Source organism: Saccharothrix sp. ST-888, assembly GCF_000955975.1.
Lineage (GTDB): Bacteria > Actinomycetota > Actinomycetes > Streptomycetales > Streptomycetaceae > Kitasatospora.
On the sequence record NZ_JYJF01000099.1, the window covers coordinates 1 to 17,528 of the forward strand.

The following is a 17,528-nucleotide window of genomic DNA, read 5'->3' on the forward strand; positions in this document are numbered from 1 at the left end:
AGCGGCGGCTGCGGGCCTCCCGGCAGGCCGGTCTGGAGCTGATCCCGGCGATCGTCCGGGCCACCGAGGACGACAAGCTGCTGCTGGACGCGCTGCTGGAGAACCTGCACCGGGCGGAGCTCAACCCGCTGGAGGAGGCCGCCGCGTACGACCAGCTGCTGCAGGACTTCTCCTGCACCCACGACGAGCTGGCCGACCGGATCGGCCGCTCGCGTTCGCATGTCTCCAACACCCTGCGGCTGCTGAAGCTCACCCCGGCCGTCCAGGCCCGGGTGGCCGCCGGTGTGCTGACGGCGGGCCACGCCCGGGCGCTGCTGGGGGTCCCGGACGCCGAGCGGCAGGACCAGCTGGCCCGGCGGATCGTCGCGGAGGGGCTCTCGGTGCGCACCACCGAGGAGATCGTCGCGGTGATGGACCGGGAGGAGAAGCCGCAGCGCCCGATCGGCCCCAAGGCGGGGAAGCTCTTCTCGCCCGCCTTCGAGGACCTCTCCGAGCGGCTCTCGGACCGGTTCGAGACCCGGGTGAAGGTCGAGGTCTCGCAGCGGAACGGGAAGCTGGGCAAGGGCAAGGTGGTCCTGGAGTTCGGCTCCGTCGAGGACCTCAACCGGATCCTCGACAGTCTGGCACCCGGTGAGGACGGCCTGCGGCTGTCGCAGAGCTGAGGGCTCCTGTGTGGGTTCGGGTGCATGTTTCACGTGAAACGTGCACCCGTTCCGTTTCAGGAGGAAGCTCGTCGATGTGATGTCCGCTCGGGGTGGATGAGGAGGTGTGGGGCGTGGGACGGAGGATTGCTCCGCTGACGCTGGACAACCTTGCGGATCTCCCGACGACCTGTCGGTCCTGCGTGTTCTGGGAGCTCGACCCGGTGAGCGCCAAGGCCGCGGTGGAGGCCGGCAAGGCGGAGTCGGCGAAGGAGAGCTGGATCTCCGCGGTGCTGCTGGAGTGGGGTTCCTGCGGTCGGATCGTCTACGTGGACGAGATCCCGGTCGGGTATGTGCTGTACGCGCCGCCCGCGTACGTACCGCGCTCGCTGGCGTTCCCGACCAGCCCGGTGTCGCCGGATGCGGTACAGCTGATGATCAGTCGGGTGCTGCCGGGCTACCAGCGGCAGGGGCTCGGCCGGGTGCTGGTGCAGACGGTGGCCAAGGATCTGGTCGGCCGGGGCTTCAAGGCGATCGAGGCGTTCGGCGCGGTGGGCCGGGAGATCCCGAGCTGTGTGCTGCCGGCCGAGCATCTGCTGGCGGTGGGGTTCAAGACGGTACGGCCGCACCACCGCTACCCCCGGCTGCGGCTGGAGGCGCGGACCACACTCTCCTGGAAGGGGGACGTGGAGGTCGCGCTGGAGCGGCTGTTGGGCGGCGCCCGGAAGGAACCGGCCCTGCGGCCGTTCTGAGTGGGCCCGTCGGCCGCTGGACGGGGTCCTGCGGGCGGTTCTGCGGGCGTGGCGGGAGAGCACCGAGGGCGGGCCACCGGAGTTCCGGTGGCCCGCCCTCGGCCTGCTGCACGGCTGCGGCCCAGCCGCCGCGTCGATCAGTCGATCAGATGAAGTCGGCCAGCTCGCGGAGCAGCGCGGCCTTCGGGCGGGCGCCGGTGATGGTCTTCACCAGCTCGCCGTTCTGGTAGACGTTCAGCGTCGGGATCGAGATCACGTTGTACGCGGTCGCGGTCTCGGTGTTGTTGTCGACGTCGAGCTTGGCGATGGTGAGCTTGTCGCCGTGCTCCTTCGCGATCTCCTCCAGGATCGGGGCGACCTGGCGGCACGGGCCGCACCAGGTGGCCCAGAAGTCGACCAGGACGGGCTTGTCGCTCTTGAGGACCTCGGCGTCGAAGGTCGCGTCGGTCACGGTGATGGTGGCGCCGGCCACGGGAACTCCTCTGGGTCACGGACGAGATGGTGCTTCGGCCCGGATGATCCGGTCGGCACCCTTGGGGTGAAGAACAGCCTGCACGTCACAACAACCTGTACGGCTGTTCTGTTTCGGCGGAGTCTGTTTCGGTGGAGTCCCGCCGTCGGGCTGTCCTCGTGCCACGCTCCACAGGGGGCGTTTCACGTGAAACAACGGTACGGCCCGATGGCGGGACCCTCGCCGGGTGGGGCTGGGGTCAGACCGCGACGGCGGCGGCCTGGGTCTCCAGGTCGGCCAGCGCGGCCAGGTAGCGCTCCGCGTCCAGGGCGGCGGAGCAGCCGGTGCCGGCGGCGGTGATGGCCTGGCGGTAGGTGTGGTCGACCACGTCACCGGCGCCGAAGACGCCGGGGATGTTGGTGCGGGTGGAGGGGGCCTCGACCTTGAGGTAGCCCTCGGCGTCGAGGTCGAGCTGGCCCTTGAAGAGCTCGGTGCGCGGGTCGTGGCCGATCGCGATGAACAGGCCGGTGACGGGCAGCTCGCGGGTCTCGCCGGTGGTGGTGTCGCGCAGGGTCAGACCGGTCAGCTTCGGGTCGCCGTGGATCTCCTCGACCGCGCTGTCCCAGGCGAAAGTGATCTTCTCGTCGGCGAAGGCGCGCTCCTGCATCGCCTTGGAGGCGCGCAGGCTGTCGCGGCGGTGGACCACCGTGACGCTGCGGGCGAAACGGGAGAGGAAGGTCGCCTCCTCCAGCGCGGTGTCGCCGCCGCCGACCACGGCGATGTCCTGGTCGCGGAAGAAGAAGCCGTCACAGGTGGCGCACCAGGAGACCCCCCGGCCGGACAGGGCGTCCTCGCGCGGCAGTCCGAGCTTGCGGTGCTGGGAGCCGGTGGTGACGATCACGGCACGGGCCCGGTGGACGTTGCCCTCGGAGTCGGTGACGGTCTTGACGTCACCGGTGAGGTCCACCGAGACGATGTCGTCCGGGATCAGCTCGGCGCCGAACTTCTCGGCCTGCGCCCGCATGTTGTCCATCAGCTCCGGGCCCATGACGCCGTCGCGGAAGCCGGGGAAGTTCTCGACCTCGGTGGTGTTCATGAGCGCACCGCCGGCGGTGACGGCACCCTCGAAGACCAGCGGCTTGAGGGAGGCTCGGGCGGTGTAGAGCGCGGCGGTGTACCCGGCGGGGCCGGAACCGATGATGATCACGTTACGGACGTCGTCGCTCACTGCATCTCCTGGTTCGCATCGCGACCCGCGCATTAGCGGGGAGGGCGGTCCTGCTCCGCCGCCCGGGACAACGACTCACCAGTGTCCAGCATTCCCGGGGCTCCGTGCAGCAGGTGCCCGAGGTGTGGGCGAGCCGCGCTCGCGTCCGGGTGGCTGCCGTTCCGGCAGCTTGCCCGTGTGGCGGTTCAGTTGGCGGGCACGACGCGGTGCAGCAGGACGGTGGCGCCGGGGCAGGAGGGTGTGACGAGGTACACGTCGAGGCTGTCGGGCCGGTTGGCGACCGGATAGACCAGGGCGGTCACCTCGGCGGTGCCGTAGCGGCCGTGGCCGACGGCGAGCGGGGTGCCGGTGGTGCCGCCGGTGGTTCCGGAGAGGCAGTTGGGGACGGCGGTGGCGAGACCGCCGCCGAGCGTCGGGGTCTCGGCGGACTCCGGCTGCGCGGCCGGGGAGGGCGCCCCGGGGGTTCCCTGTGCGGCAATCAACTGGTGGATCTGTTCGGTGAGTTGGTCGTCCTGGAAGACCTGGGCCCGGTCCTTGGGGGCGACGGCGGGGTGCTCGGCGTCGGTGCCGCGGGTGGTGGGCTGGGCGGCGGGCCGGTGGGCCGTCCCGGAGGGGGCTGCCGCGGAGGCACCGTCCGCTCGGACGCTCTGGTGGTTCTGCTGCACGACCACTCCCCCGAGCCCGATGACGGCGATGACGGCCGCGGCTCCCAACAGGAATCGTCCCCGGCGCCGGCGGCGGCCGCCAGGGGCGGCGCGGCCCGGGCCGCCCGGCCCTGTGGTGGCCGAGGCGGGCGTGCCCGGCCGGGTGCGGCCCGCAGGACGGCTGGGCGGAGCCGAGGGGGTTCCGGTGGGCTTGGCGGTGCTCTCGGCGGGCGTGGCCGGGGCGGAGAGCCGATCGGACTCTGTCACTCGCGGGCGGGCCGAGAGCGGTTCTGCGGGGCGTGGCTCGGTCGGCTGTGGGTCGGTCGGCTGTGGGTCGGTCGGCTGTGGGTCGGCTGGCTGTGGCTCGGACGAGCGCGGTGCGGACGGCTGCTGTGCGGACGGCTGCGGTTCGACCGGGCGGCGGGCGGCGGCCTCGGCGGCCAGAGCCGTGTCGAGGCGCGCGGCGATGTCGGCGGGCATCGGTGGTGTCTCGACCGCGCCGAGCAGGTCCCGGACCTCGGCGAGGGCGGCGAAGGTCTCCGCGCACTCCGGGCACTCGGCGAGGTGCAGGCGCAGGCGCAGGGGCGGGGCCTGGTCCGGGTCGGTGAGGTCCTCGGCGAGGTCGGCGAGCAGGTCGATGCCGGGGTGCGGGTCGGTGCCGTCGGCGGCAGGCCAGGAGGGGGTGCGAGACGTCATCGCGAGGTCACATCTCCTTCCAGGACCTGCTCGGGCGGTCGAGGGCCCTCTGCTCTGACGGGGCCGGGCGCAGCCGGGTTCCCGTCCGCGCGGGGCGGTGTTTCACGTGAAACGGCTGCGGGAGCGGGCGGGTCGGCCTCGGGGGAGGTGCCCCGCAGGTGGCGGACCAGCGGCAGCAGCCTGGCGCGGCCACGGGCACAGCGGCTCTTGACGGTGCCCACCGGCACCCCGAGGACCTCGGCCGCCTCGGCGACGCCGTACCCCTGCATGTCCACCAGGACGAGCGCGGCGCGCTGGTCGACAGGGAGGGTGGCCAGCGAGGCGGTGACCTCGCGTTGGAGCTCCGCACGGACGACCACGGCCTCGGCCGGTTCGGCGCTGCCCAGCAGGGTGTCCAGCCGCTGCGGTTCCTCATCCAGTGACCCGGCCCGCCGGGAGGCGGCGCGCCGGGCGCGGTCCAGGCAGGCGTTGACCACGATCCGGTGCAGCCAGGTGGTGACGGCGGACCGGCCCTGGAAGGTGTGCGCGGCACGGAAGGCGGAGACCAGGGCGTCCTGGAGGGCGTCGGCGGCCTCCTCACGGTCGCCCAGGGTGCGCAGCGCAACGGCCCAGAGCCGGTCCCGGTGCCGCCGGACGAGGACCCCGAAGGCGTCCGGGTCGCCGGCACTGTGTAGCGCCAGCAGCTCGGAGTCGGAGGGCTCCTCGCTCATGTCTCCCCCCTCTGGGCCTGTAGGGCTCCGTCGTGTCCCGACGGCAGGCCCGCAGGTGCCGTGATCGGTCAGCCGTTGACGCTGACCTCGGCGATCCGTCCCCGGTACTGCCCGTCCGAGTCATCCTTGGGGATGCTGGTCAGCCAGATCAAGAGGTAGCGGGTGGTCAATGGTGCCTGGGGCTTCAGGTCGACCTCGGTACCCGAGCCGGAAGCGACCGACTGGCCGAAGGCGGCCAGGCCGTCCTTGTTGATCGGAGGCGGGGCGGAGGTGTTCTGGGGCGCGGCCTTCAGTTCGACCTTGGTCCCGCCGACGAACTGGACGTGCACCGAGGTGACCCGCTTCGCGGAGCCGAGGTTGATCATCAGACCGGTTCCGGCCTTGAAGGCACCGCCGAGGTCGGCGTAGTACCCCTGGGTCGACCAGGAGGTGGCGAGGTTGCCGTCGATGGCGTACTGAACGTCCGAAGGGTGCTCCGCCTCGCCGTTCAGCGCGTTGAACGAGGATGCACCCGCGATGTCGACCGGCTTGCCGACCACGGTCTCGGGCGGTGCGGAGTTGGCCTGGGTGCCGCCGGGGGTCGGGTCGGCCGTGACGGGGACGTCCTTGTGCTTGTCCTGGTTGTTGAGGCTGCTCACCAGCTGCCAGGATGCGACGCCGATCGCGGCCAGCGCGACCAGCGAGGCGGTCCACTTGGCGAGGGTCCGCATCCGGCGGCGGGGCCCGGCCGGGCGCGCGGGGATGTGGCCGGTGTCGGGACCCATCGGCCGGGCCCCGTGCGGCTGCGGGCCGTGCGGGTGTCCGGAGCGCTGCTGGGCGGCCCGGTTCTGGCCGCCGAGGGGCTGCGCGGGGCGCGGAGGGTTGTAGCGGGGCGGGGTGAAGGCCGGGGGTGCGGGCGGCTCGGGCTGGCGGATCTTCGGCATCAGCGCGATCGCCTTGGCCAGCTCGTCCGGGCTGGTGATCGGCTCCAGACTGTGCGGCAGCTGCTCGCACAGCGCCCGCGCGGCCAGCTCGGAGAGGCCCTTGTGGACGCCCGCCTTGACCTGGTCCGGCGGTACGCAGCCGAGGCTCTTGGGCAGCCCCTGGAGGTCGTACCGGTCCTCGGGGAAGGGCCAGCGGTGGGTCAGTGCGGCGTACAGCAGGACGCCGATGGCGCGGGTGTCGGTGCGCTCGGCGTCCTCGTCGGGCAGTCCGCGCAGGGCGGCGTCCACGGCGATGCCGTTGATCCGGTACTGGCCGCTCTCGGTGCGCAGCACGCACCTGGGGGTGAGCCGCAGATGGGCCTGGCCGCGCCGGTGGGCGGCGCTGATCGCGTCGGTGACCTGGCGGACCATCTGGTACGCGTCGTACGGCTCCATCGGCCCGGCAGCGAGGAGCTTGGCCAGGTCGGTGGCGTCGGGGAGCCACTCGCGGATGACGTAGACCAGCTCGCCCTCCTGCACCGCGTCCAGGACCTGGACGAAGCGCGGGTCGCCGAGCAGGGCGGCGGACTTGGCGGCGGCGAGCACGGCCTTGGCGCGCTGGTGCCCGGCGGCCAGCAGGTGGACGCCGACGGCGCGGCGGAGCTTCTCGTCGACGGCACGCCAGCTGCTGAAGGTCTCGGACTGGCCGATGCACTCCTCCAGCCGGTAGCGGTCGGCGATCTTGTCGCCGCTGTGCCGGAGCGGGGCGGGCAGGACGGCAGGGAGCTGCCCGGTGCCGGTGCCGGCCGGAGGCAGGGCGGGCTCGGCCTTGGCGGCGGCCGTAGAAGAAGCGGTGCCAGCGTCCTTCGCGGCGCCCTTCGGTGTCACCCTGGCGGGCTCCTCCGCGGCTGCCGCAGCGGCCTCGGTGACCTCTTTCGCCGTCTCCTGCGCGGCGGCGGCCAGCGCGGCGGCGCCGGCCGCGAGCTCGGCGGCGATCTCGGCCGACGACAGCGGGGCGGTGGACTCGGCGGTCTCCGGTGTCGCGGCCCTGGCGGCCGCGGGCTTCTCGGCCTTCTCGGCCTTCGCCGACGGGCTGCCGCTCTTGGCCGCCCGGCCGTTCTCGGTGGGCCGGTCGGCGCCGGAGCGGCCGGTGTCGGACTTCCTGGCGTCCTTGGCAGCGCCGTGCGTCGGGGCCGTCACCGGGGCATCCGTCGGGGTGCCGTCCCGATCGTCCCCCGGCTGATCGTCCGGTGTGTCGCTCGGGATGTCTCCGATTGCCATGGCCAGCGCCGCCTCGTCCGCAACGGACGCGTCGACGACTGCCTTGGTGCCATCAGCCACCGTGGTCCTGCCTCCCCTTGTATCGCCCCGGTTCACGTCCCCGGAAGTCGGCCGCCGGCCCGGCCCGTCGGGGCTGAGTGGTGCCAGGACAATTGTGCCCACTCATCCTCCCCTGGTACGACCGCTGAGGGGGCCCGGTGGTTGCCCGTCGGTGAACGGAAGGCCATCCGGGTTCGGCGATGAGCACGCCGGTTGACGTCAGGTCAGCGTCCCAGTCGGCTCCGAACCATACCGATCATCGCGTTGAGCTCCTCGATCCGCATCCGCCTGGCGATCGCCGCGAACACCACCAGCTGCGCGCTGCCGGCCACCACGAGGGTCAGCACGCTGCCCGGCCACCCGTTCAGCCCACCGTGGAGCAGCAGGCTGAACGCCAGCCCGACGACTGCTGCGGGCACCGAGGCGATGGCCAGTCGGACGTAGGTCTTGGCGATCCGCGCGGTGTCCAGGCCGCCGATCCGCGCCTTGAGCTTGGGCAGCGCCACCGCCACACCCACCGCGTACGAGGCGCCGTAGCCGAGCGCCATACCGGTGACCGCCAGCTGGGCGGGCAGCACCAGGTAGCAGAGCACCGCCGTACCGGCCTGGCAGGCGGCCACCCAGACGGTGTTGGAGAACGGGGTGCGGGTGTCCTCGTACGCGTAGAAGCCGCGCAGCAGCACGTACTGGACGGAGTACGGGATCAGGCCGAGCGCGAAGGCGGAGAGCATGTAGCCGACCGCCGTGGTGCCGTGGGCGACCGAACCACCGTTGCCGAGGCCGTAGATGGCGTTGCCGATCACCGGGCCGAGGGCCAGGAAGAGGAAGGCGGCGGGGACGATCGCCACCGCCGAGGTGCGCAGCCCGTACGAGAGGTCGTCGCGGACGGCGCCGGGGTCGTGGTCGGCGGCCGAGCGGGAGAGCCGGGGGAGGACCGCGCTCATCACCGAGACGGTGATCACGGCCATCGGCAGCTGCCAGATCAGCAGGGCGTTGGAGTACGCGGCCAGGCCGACGCCCAGGTAGCCCTTGGACTCGGCGGCGCGCCCGGCGGCGGTGGCGAGCTGGGTGACGACCAGGTAGCCGGCCTGGTTGGCGAGGACGAAGAGGAAGGTCCACTTGGCCAGCCGGGCGGCCTTGCCGAGGCCGTGGCCCCGCCAGTCGAAGCGGGGCTTGAAGCGGAAGCCGGAGGCCCGCAGGTACGGGATCATCGAGAGCGCCTGGACGGCAAGACCGAGCAGGGTGCCGAGGCCGAGCAGTCGGATGCCCTCGGGGGAGACGGCGGCCGGGGTGACCTCGCTGTGCTGGAAGGTCCCGAAGACCCAGATGTACGCCCCGAAGGTGAAGATCACCACGATGTTGTTGAGGACCGGAGTCCACATCATGGCGCCGAACCTGCCACGGGCGTTGAGGATCTGGCCCATCACCACATGGACACCCATGAAGAAGATGGTGGGCAGGCAGTAGCGGGCCAGCGCGACCGTGGTGTCGGCGCTCGCCTGGTCCCGCATCAGCGAATGGGAGATCAGCTGGACCAGCAGCGGGGCGCCGAGCACGGCCACGAAGACGACCCCGGCCAGGCCGGTCATCACCAGGGTGAGCAGGCGGTTGGCGTAGGCGGTGCCGCCGTCCTCGTCCTGCTTCATGCTGCGGACCAGCTGGGGCACGAAGACGGCGTTCAGCGCGCCGCCGCCGATCAGGATGTAGAGCAGGGTCGGCAGGGTGTTGGCGGCGTTGTAGGAGTCGCCCATGGTGCCGACGCCGATCGCGGCGGCGATGACCATGGTGCGCAGGAACCCGGTGCCCCGGGAGACCAGGGTGCCGGCCGCCATCACCGCACTGGAGTTGAGCAGGCCGCCGGCCTTCCCGCCGCCGGTGTCACTGCCTCCGCCACTGCCCGGGCCGTCGGCGGGCGGTGCGGGTGCGGTCCGGGGGGCTGCGTCGGCTTCCGGACCGACCGGAGGCTTCTCGGCGACCGCCACCGCAACCGCGACGTCGCTCCCCTCGGATGCGGTCCCGGATGCCGCCCCGGACGCTGCCTCGGCGGTTTCGAGCGCCGCCTCCGCCGCGAGATCCGTTGCGACATCGGCCTCGGCCGGTACCTGGGCGGCGGTGACCCGGAGGGTGGCCTCGACCTCGGAGAGCGGCGGGTCGAACTCGATCGGCGGGACGAACGGCCGTTCTTCGGCGGGCTCCTTGCCGCCGACCGTTCCGCTGCTCGTTTCGCTGCCCGTGCCGCCGGTGCCGCCCTTGGCGCCGGCCGTGCTGAGCAGCGCGTCCACGCCGACGTACTCGGTGGTCTCGGTGTCCCAGGGCGAGCCCTGGCGGGCGGACTCCGCCGGGCCGGGCTCGGGCTCGTCCGGGAGGCCGGCGATGGCTGCCGAGGCCCAGCGCGGTGCGGGTGCGGTCAGACTCGGTTCGGGCCGGTGGGCGGGCTGCGGCGGCAGCGGGGACGAGGACGTCTCGGCGGCCTCGGCCGCCCGCTGGACACCGTACGGGTCCTGGTCGGCCGAGCCGCCGTACGGGTCGGCCGCGTACGGATCCTGGGCGTAGGTGTCCGCCACGTACCAGTCGGCGGTGGCGGGTTCGGCGGCCTGCGGGGAACCCGTCGGCGCGGGCCCGGCAGCGCGGTCGTGCGCCTGGCTACGGCCTTGGCCCTGGCCCTGTGCTCGCGCCTCGCTCCGCTCGCTCATGCCACCTCATCGCTGGTCGGGGTGGTCGCCCGGGTGGGCGTCCGTCAGGGACCAACCTTCTCATCACCCAAGGCCCGATCCGGGGCATCTTCGGTCGTCTCCGGCTCCGAGTCGGCATCCTCGGCCGCAGGCCGGTCCGCCGCTCCGGCCGCCGTCTCGTCCGGGCCCGCGCCGGGTGCCCGGCCAGCGGCCGCCGCACCGTCGCCGGTGGCGTCGTCGGCGGTGTCCGTGGGCTCGGCGGGCCGGGTGTTGCCGGCCGGCCGGCCGGGCTCGCCGGGTCCAGCCGGATCGGCCGGATCGCTCGGATCGGCCGGCGCGCCGTCGGTGTCGCCGTCGGTGTCGGGCTCGGCCGCCCGCTTCTTGCGCTGCAGGTAGAAGCGGAGCCCGGCGAGCAGGATCAGCACCACACCGCCGCCGATCGCGTACAGCACGCCCGAGGTCACATCGGTGACGTCGACCTGGAAGGTCATCGGGGGACCGTACGGCTGCGGGTCGGCCCCGGTCGTCCACAGCTGCGCGGTCATCTGCACCGTGCTGTTGGCCTGTGCCGCGGCCGGGAAGCGGAGGGTCCGGCTGGTGGTGGCGTCCAGGACCACGTTCTCCGCGCCACCGACGTTGAGCCGGTTCACCTGGCCGGAGGTCAGGCGCAGCTGGAGATTGCCGACGGCCTGGTTGAGGTCGTTCTTCACGCTCACCAGCAGGGTCCCGTTGTCACCTGCCAGGGTGATGACCCGCTTGGGTAGGAGCTTGACCGCCGAGATCAGGTTGCTGAGGTAGTCCTGGGTGCCGCTGCGGTACGCCTGGCCGTCCTTGGCCTGGTCGCGCCACTCGGTGGACATCGAGCGGACCATGGCGGCGTTGAACGGGCCGCGCACGCGCTGCGGCTGGGTGAGGATCTTCAGCAGCTGGTCGAGGTCGCCCTCCAGGCCCATGGTCTTCTCGAGGGCGCCGGCCGGCAGCTCGGAGTCGTGCAGCTCGTTCGGGTAGTCGCCGGGGGACGGGACGCTGGTGTTGGCGTTGGAGTCGGAGGTGGCACCGGCCACCGCGGTCAGCTTGACCGGGCTGATCCAGCTGCCCTTCTGGGCGGCGGTGATGGCGTCCGCGAGGGCGGTCGCGGTGCCGACGGTGAGGTTGCGCGACGGCATGACCAGCAGGTTCCGCTGGGACTCCGGCTGCTGCTCGGTGACCATCATGGTCTCGGCCAGGAAGCGCTGGGTGGCGGCGGTCCTGGCCTCGGCGGTGTCCAGGTCGCCCTCGAACAGCTTGGAGATGGTGTGGTCGGCGACCACGGCGGTCTGGCCGTCACCGATCGGGCGGGCGGCGTTCGGGGTGTAGTTGAGCGAGCTGGACTCGGACATGCTGGCGCCGCTGACCAGCAGGAGGTTGTCCCCCATGGTCTTGGTGGTGTTGACGATCCGGGTGTCCAGCTGGCCCTCGTAGGGCCAGGCGACACTGCCCCGGACATCGGTCGAGAGCCGGCCCTCCGCGGTGACCTGGCCGGCCGTACCGGCCTTGCGCAGGGCGGTGTCCATCCCGTCGAGCTTCGCACCGTTGTGGGCGATCGAGGCGATGTCGGGGTCGGCGTAGGGGAGCGCGACGACCTCGTCCCCGCTGGTGGCCACGGCCTGGCGGAGCTTGGCCAGCCACGCGGTGGCGGCGGCCCGCCCGGCGCCCGGGAGGGTGTTGTCCTCCTTCGCCGAGTCGCCCGCCGTGCCCGGCTTCTGCACCCGGTACGGCTTGGTCATCGCGTACACGGTGTCCAGCAGGTCGGGGTCGACGACCCAGGTCAGACCGGGCAGCTTCGCACCGAGGTCGACCAGCTTGTACAGCCGTCCGCCGGCCGCCAGGTCGGTGGCCAGGCTGTCGTCGCGCAGCACCGGCATCTGGTCGTTGTCGGGCATGGTCTGGGCGACCAGTTCGGGTGCGTGGGTGAGCGGCCACAGGGTGGCGATCTGGGTCGGCTTGGTGGCCTGCTCGGTGTTGTACGGGAGGAAGGTGCGGGCGATGCCCAGCGCGTGCGAGCGGGACTGGTCGCCGGTGCCGCCCCAGACGTCGACCGCGAGCTCGAACACCCCGCCCTTGGAGAACTTGAGGTCGGAGGGGCTCACCTGGAGCGTGAAGGAGCGGGTCTGGCCCGGTGCGACGTTGCCCATCTCGGCGATCGGGGACTGCAGGTCGACGCCGTCCTGACCGCTGGGGTCGTTGCGTTTGGCGACCAGCCCGATGTCGCTCCTGGTGCCCAGCGGCCGTCCGGTCTGCGAGGCCCGGATACCGGCGTGGGTCTGCTTGAGCTCGGAGTCGCCCGAGTTGGTGACCCGGCCGGTGACCGTGATGGTGTCGCTCTGGCCGACCACGGCGGGAGTGACCGTGTCGATCGCCACATTCGCCGGGTAGTCCGTCGAGGACGCGGCCGGGGCGAGGTCGGTACGTCCGGGTACGGCGGCCAGCGCGGGCGCGGCGGCGCTCAGCAGGGCTGCGCCGCTCGCCAGCAGTGCGGCGAGGCGCTTGGCCGTCCGTCCGCCGCATCCGTAAGCCCTCAGCCCTGAGTGCCGTGCCGGCTCACTCACGCGCTTCGCCCTCGCCGTTCTCGATCGGTCGCGATCAGTGGTTCTCGAATGTCGCTGCTGTCACTGCTGTCACTGCATGAATAGGTACCGCATCGATGGCCGTACGGTTCCAGCTGCGGGCCGATTCGGCCCGTTGTTCTCCGGCCCGTTGTACCGCGGTCCGTCGTCCTGCGGCCCGTTGCCGGCTGTTCCCCGCCCACCGCCCGGCCGGGGCACGCCCGCGCCACGCCGAGCCGGGCCCCGTATCCCCGTACCGTTCCTCCGGCATGGTAACGACGACGCCGCGTCCTCAGTGCTGCGGGCCGGGAGCTGAGCGGGGCGTGCTCCGCCCGGGCGGGCGGGAAACGGGCGGCGGGAGCCGGACAGCGAAAACGGACAGGCAGTGGGGCAGGCCGGGCACGTACCCTTGTGAGCCGTGTCCACTGCCAATGAGCCCAGCACCAATCATTCCAGCACCGCCGCCCCCGCTGCCCCCGCCGGCCTCCCGGGGCTGACCGAGGCCCAGACCCTCGGCCTCCAGGAGTTGCTCCGGGTCTCCCCGGTGGCCGACGAGGTCGCCCGCCGCTTCCAGTCGGCCGGCCACCGGCTGGCCCTGGTCGGCGGCTCGGTGCGCGACGCCCTGCTCGGCCGGCTCGGCAACGACCTCGACTTCACCACCGACGCCAGGCCCGAGCAGGTCCTCAGGCTGGTTCGCGGCTGGGCGGACGCCGTCTGGGACGTCGGCATCGCCTTCGGCACCGTCGGGGCCCGCAAGGACACCCCGGCGGGCTCCTTCCTGATCGAGATCACCACGTACCGCTCGGAGTCGTACGACCGGACCTCGCGCAAGCCCGAGGTCACCTACGGCGACACCATCGAACAGGACCTGGTCCGGCGGGACTTCACCGTCAACGCGATGGCCGTGGACCTGCCCGGACGCGGCTTCGTCGACCCGCACCACGGTCTCGAGGACCTGGAGGCCCGGGTGCTGCGCACCCCGGCGACCCCCGAGGAGTCCTTCTCCGACGACCCGCTGCGGATGATGCGCGCCGCCCGGTTCGCCGCCCAGCTGGACTTCACCCCGGCCCCCGAGGTGGTCGCGGCGATGACCGCGATGGCCGACCGGATCTCGATCGTCTCCGCCGAGCGGGTGCAGAGCGAGCTCAACAAGATGCTGCTGTCCGAGTACCCGGTCAAGGGCCTGCGGCTGATGGTCGACACCGGCCTGGCCGCCCACGTCCTGCCCGAGCTGCCCGCGCTCAGCCTGGAGCGGGACGAGCACCACCGGCACAAGGACGTCTACGAGCACTCGCTGACCGTCCTGGAGCAGGCCATCGCCCTGGAGGACGACGGCCCGGACCTCACGCTGCGGCTCGCCGCGCTGCTGCACGACATCGGCAAGCCGCGCACCCGCCGCTTCGAGTCGGACGGCCGGGTGTCCTTCCACCACCACGAGGTGGTCGGCGCCAAGATGACCCGCAAGCGGATGCGCGAGCTCAAGTACTCCAAGGAGCTCACCGAGGACGTCTCGCGCCTGGTCGAGCTGCACCTGCGGTTCCACGGGTACGGCGGCGGCGAGTGGACGGACTCCGCGGTCCGGCGCTACGTCACCGACGGCGGTCCGCTGCTGGAGCGCCTCCACAAGCTGACCCGCTCCGACTGCACCACCCGCAACCGCAAGAAGGCCGCCGCCCTGTCGCGCACCTACGACTCGCTGGAGGAGCGGATCGGGGAGCTCAGGGCCCAGGAGGAGCTGGACTCCATCCGGCCGGCCCTGGACGGCAACCAGATCATGGAACTGCTCGGCCTCAAGCCGGGTCCGCAGGTCGGCAAGGCCTACAAGCACCTGCTGGAGCTCCGCCTGGAGCACGGCCCGATGGACCACGAGCAGGCTGTCGCGGCGCTGCAGGAGTGGTGGGCCGCACAGGGCTGACGCCCTGTCGGTCCGGTGGTGCCTGTGTGACTGGTGGGACAACTGAGACCTGTGGGGCGGGAGTCACTTTAGAACTTCCGCTCGATCGTGTGGTTGTTCCCGAACGGTGTGCCTGACTGATGACCGCCCGCGTTGCTCCGTCCGAGAGAGGGGGAAGGCCCCTGCCTCGGAAGGAGTGATGCGGCCATGTCCGTGGATGCGGTGCTGCTGGAGTCCCCGACCATGCGGGCCAGGGTGGCCGACCAGGTCGAGGTGCTCGACCGGGTCAGGGCGCTGATGCTGCTGCCCGACGGGGTGCACGTGACCACCGAAGGGGTGGCGGCCTACTTCGGGGTCGGCGAGACGGTCATCAAGGCGGTGGTGTTCGACCACCGGCAGGAGCTCGTCTCCAACGGCTACCGGGTCGTGACCGGTGGCGAACTGGGTTACTTCAAGCAACTCTGTGGGAGCCAGTCCCGCGCCCGGTCGCTCGCGCTGTTCACCCGGCGCGCCGTGCTGAACGTCGCGATGCTGCTGCGGGACAGCGAAACCGCACGTCAGGTGCGGTGCTACCTGCTCGACGCCGAGCAGGGCCAGCGTGCGGGACAGCTGGGGAAGGACCCGGCGGAGGCTGTGGACAAGCGCGCGGCGCCACCCGACGGCAGCGTCGACGCCGCCGTGGCCCGGGTCGCCGAGAACGTGGTGCGGATCGTGATCGCCACCGCCGTGGTCCCGATCCTCAACGTCCTCGTGGAGGAGGTGGCCAACAACAGCCGCAAGCTGGACGCGATGAACGACCGGGTCGGGCGGTTGGAGCGGATCGTCCTGGACGACGGTGAGAAGGCCGTCGCCCGCCGTCGGCTGCGCCTGATGCAGGCCCTCGACGAGGGGACGGCCGAGGATCTCGCGGAGTTCACGGTCTGACGCTTCGTCAGGACGTCCGGTGGCCGGACGGATCAGGACGGCTTGGCCACCGGGGATCCGACGTGGACGGGGCCGAGGCACAGGACGTACTTGGTCCGGTGCCAGCGGCGGCCGGTGCTGCTCCAGAAGGTGGAGGTGGCTCCGGGGGTCTGGCGGCAGCGGCTGACGTCACTGGTGCCGCTGGCCTTGCTGAGGACGACGTAGTCGGCCTTGGGGTCGGTGCAGGCGATCTTGTTGACGTCGTTGGTGCCGACGGCGTCGACGCAGTCGCCGACCTTGGCGCGCGCCGGGTCGCTGCCGGAGAGGAAGAACCCCGCGATCAGGACGACGACACCACCCGCGGCGCCGACCAGGCGCAGTTTCTGCCGCAGGCTTCGTGGCGGCTTGGCAGGAGCGGGTGCGGGCCCCGGCGTGGGAACGGGCGGGGGCGGCGGTGGAGTCGGCGCGTACTGGGGCGGGCCGTAGCCGGGCGGTGGCGGCACAGGCGCGGGGTATCCGTACGACGGGGGCTGCTGGCCGTACGCCGGCGGAGGGCCGTACCCGGGCGTTGGCGGTGGTGGGGTCGGCTGGTTCGGCGGGTAGCCGTACGGCGGCTGAGGCTGGTACGGCTGTGACTGCTGAGGGGGCTGGTACGGCGGATGGGGCTGGCCGTACGGGTTCGGTGGCGGTGTGCTCATCTGTCCCCCGGGGCAGGCGCGGTCACGGTCCGACGTTCTGACGTACCTTAGCGAGTCGAGACGCCGTCAGGGCCCGGCAACACCACGACCGGTGCGCGTCTGGCGGCGCGGGCGTACCCCACGGCGGTGAGCGCGTAGACCAGGGCGACGCCGATGACGACGGCCACCGAGCGGCCGTCCAGCGGGAGGACCAGCGCCGTCACTCCGGCCGCGGCGACGAAGGCGGCGTTGAACAGGACGTCGTAGAGCGCGAACACCCGGCCGCGGAACTCGTCCTCGACCGACTCCTGGACGAGCGTGTCGGCGCAGATCTTGGTGCCCTGGATGACCACACCCAGCAGGAGTGCCGCCGCCATGCTCGGGCCGATGGTGAACCACAGCCCCAGCGCGGGGACGAAGACGGCCGCCGAGGCCGTGCAGGTGGTCAGCCAGCCGGCCAGCCCGAGCCGCCGGGTGCACCAGGGGCTGATCACCGCGGCGAGGAAGAAGCCCAGCGCCGAGACGGCCACCGCCTTGCCGAGGGTGGCCATGCCGGCGGCGCTGTCGGTGGGGTCGTTGAAGGAGTACCGGGAGAGCATCAGCACGGTCACCACCAGGATCCCGTAGCAGAACCGGGAGACCGTGACGGCGACCAGCGCGGACACCGCCGGACGGCAGTCGCGGACCAGGTGCCGTACGCCTTCGCCCAGTTCGCGTGCCGCCTGGCCGATGGCCCTGTGCAGGGCCGGGCGGTCGGGGCGGTGGTCGGGTCCGAGCAGGCCGGGGGCCATCCGCTGGGCGGCCAGTGCGGCGCTCAGGTAGAGCAGGGCGGCGAGCGTCACCAGGGTGGCGTCGGCCCGGGGTCCCGGTGGCAGTATCTGGTGGACCAGGAAGCCGATACCGCCGCCGCAGGCCGCAGCGACCGTACCGGCGGTGGGGGAGAGCGAGTTGGCGGTGACCAGCCGGTCGACGTCGACCACCCGGGGCAGGGCGGCGGAGAGCCCGGCCAGGATGAAGCGGTTGAGCGCGGTCACCAGCAGCGCGGCGGCGAGGAACAGCCACTCCGGCGCCTTGGCCAGCAGCAGTCCGCCGGTGGTCAGCCCGAGTCCGCAGCGGGCCAGGTTGCCCAGGTAGAGCACCTGCCGCCGACGCCAGCGGTCCAGCATGACCCCCGCGAAGGGACCGATCACCGAGAACGGGAGCAGCAGCACCGCGAGCACCGACGCGATGTCGGCCGGACTGGCCTGCCGCTCCGGAGAGAAGATCACGTACGAGGCCAGGGAGACCTGGAAGACCCCGTCGGAGAGCTGCGAGAGCACCCGGGCGACCAGCAGCCGGCGGAAGTCGCGGCCCTGGAGCAGCCCGCCCAGGGAAGTCCTGGACGAGCGACGGGTGCTGTCCAGCGAGGTGCTGCCGTTCTCCGTGAGAGCCACCAGCCCAGAGTGCCACGTCG

Annotated in this window: 13 protein-coding genes; 4 read left to right on the forward strand and 9 right to left on the reverse strand. The window is 72.3% G+C overall.

Features of this window, described 5'->3' with window-relative positions; translation table 11 throughout:
- On the forward strand, positions 1-662 hold a 662-nt coding region (locus tag UK12_RS25575; RefSeq protein WP_045305503.1), incomplete at its 5' end, for a ParB/RepB/Spo0J family partition protein.
- A 113-nt stretch (positions 663-775) separates the two neighbouring features.
- Positions 776-1,393, forward strand: a complete 618-nt coding sequence (locus UK12_RS25580) for a GNAT family N-acetyltransferase (RefSeq protein ID WP_045305504.1) — start codon at positions 776-778, stop codon at positions 1,391-1,393.
- Positions 1,394-1,538: 145 nt separating this feature from the next.
- Here the strand turns inward: UK12_RS25580 and trxA are convergent, their stop codons facing one another.
- From trxA to UK12_RS25615, 7 genes are all read right to left on the reverse strand, one after another.
- Complete coding sequence (trxA, locus tag UK12_RS25585; RefSeq protein WP_045305505.1) at positions 1,539-1,865, reverse strand: thioredoxin; 327 nt, start codon at positions 1,863-1,865, stop codon at positions 1,539-1,541.
- A gap of 238 nt (positions 1,866-2,103) precedes the next feature.
- On the reverse strand, positions 2,104-3,072 hold the full coding sequence (trxB, locus tag UK12_RS25590; RefSeq protein ID WP_231591384.1) for a thioredoxin-disulfide reductase: 969 nt from the start codon (positions 3,070-3,072) through the stop codon (positions 2,104-2,106).
- A 185-nt stretch (positions 3,073-3,257) separates the two neighbouring features.
- The gene (locus UK12_RS25595; protein WP_045305507.1) at positions 3,258-4,412 is read right to left on the reverse strand and encodes a hypothetical protein; all 1,155 of its coding nucleotides are present in this window, start codon (positions 4,410-4,412) and stop codon (positions 3,258-3,260) included.
- Positions 4,409-5,122, reverse strand: a complete 714-nt coding sequence (sigM, locus tag UK12_RS25600) for an RNA polymerase sigma factor SigM (protein ID WP_045305508.1) — start codon at positions 5,120-5,122, stop codon at positions 4,409-4,411. The genes UK12_RS25595 and sigM overlap by 4 nt, the downstream gene beginning before the upstream one ends.
- A 68-nt stretch (positions 5,123-5,190) precedes the next feature.
- The gene (locus UK12_RS25605) at positions 5,191-7,365 is read right to left on the reverse strand and encodes a protein kinase family protein (RefSeq protein ID WP_052682154.1); all 2,175 of its coding nucleotides are present in this window, start codon (positions 7,363-7,365) and stop codon (positions 5,191-5,193) included.
- 203 nt (positions 7,366-7,568) lie between these two features.
- Entirely contained in the window at positions 7,569-10,037 is a 2,469-nt protein-coding gene (gene murJ, locus UK12_RS25610; RefSeq protein ID WP_045305509.1) for a murein biosynthesis integral membrane protein MurJ, read from the reverse strand.
- Between the two features lie 44 nt (positions 10,038-10,081).
- Positions 10,082-12,604, reverse strand: a complete 2,523-nt coding sequence (locus UK12_RS25615) for a DUF6049 family protein (RefSeq protein ID WP_052682155.1) — start codon at positions 12,602-12,604, stop codon at positions 10,082-10,084.
- 415 nt (positions 12,605-13,019) lie between these two features.
- Between UK12_RS25615 and UK12_RS25620 the strand changes: the two genes are divergently transcribed.
- Together UK12_RS25620 and UK12_RS25625 are read left to right on the forward strand one after the other, a co-directional pair.
- On the forward strand, positions 13,020-14,516 hold the full coding sequence (locus UK12_RS25620) for a CCA tRNA nucleotidyltransferase (RefSeq protein WP_197085173.1): 1,497 nt from the start codon (positions 13,020-13,022) through the stop codon (positions 14,514-14,516).
- A 186-nt stretch (positions 14,517-14,702) separates the two neighbouring features.
- Positions 14,703-15,419, forward strand: coding sequence for a hypothetical protein (locus tag UK12_RS25625; RefSeq protein WP_045305510.1), 717 nt, complete (start codon positions 14,703-14,705; stop codon positions 15,417-15,419).
- Between the two features lie 32 nt (positions 15,420-15,451).
- Here UK12_RS25625 and UK12_RS36925 read toward each other — a convergent pair whose 3' ends face one another.
- Together UK12_RS36925 and UK12_RS25635 are read right to left on the reverse strand one after the other, a co-directional pair.
- Positions 15,452-15,901 (reverse strand): LppU/SCO3897 family protein, encoded by a 450-nt coding sequence (locus tag UK12_RS36925; protein ID WP_052682156.1) that lies wholly within the window; start codon positions 15,899-15,901, stop codon positions 15,452-15,454.
- A 242-nt stretch (positions 15,902-16,143) separates the two neighbouring features.
- Positions 16,144-17,508, reverse strand: a complete 1,365-nt coding sequence (locus tag UK12_RS25635; protein WP_197085174.1) for an MFS transporter — start codon at positions 17,506-17,508, stop codon at positions 16,144-16,146.
- Positions 17,509-17,528: the final 20 nt, after the last annotated feature.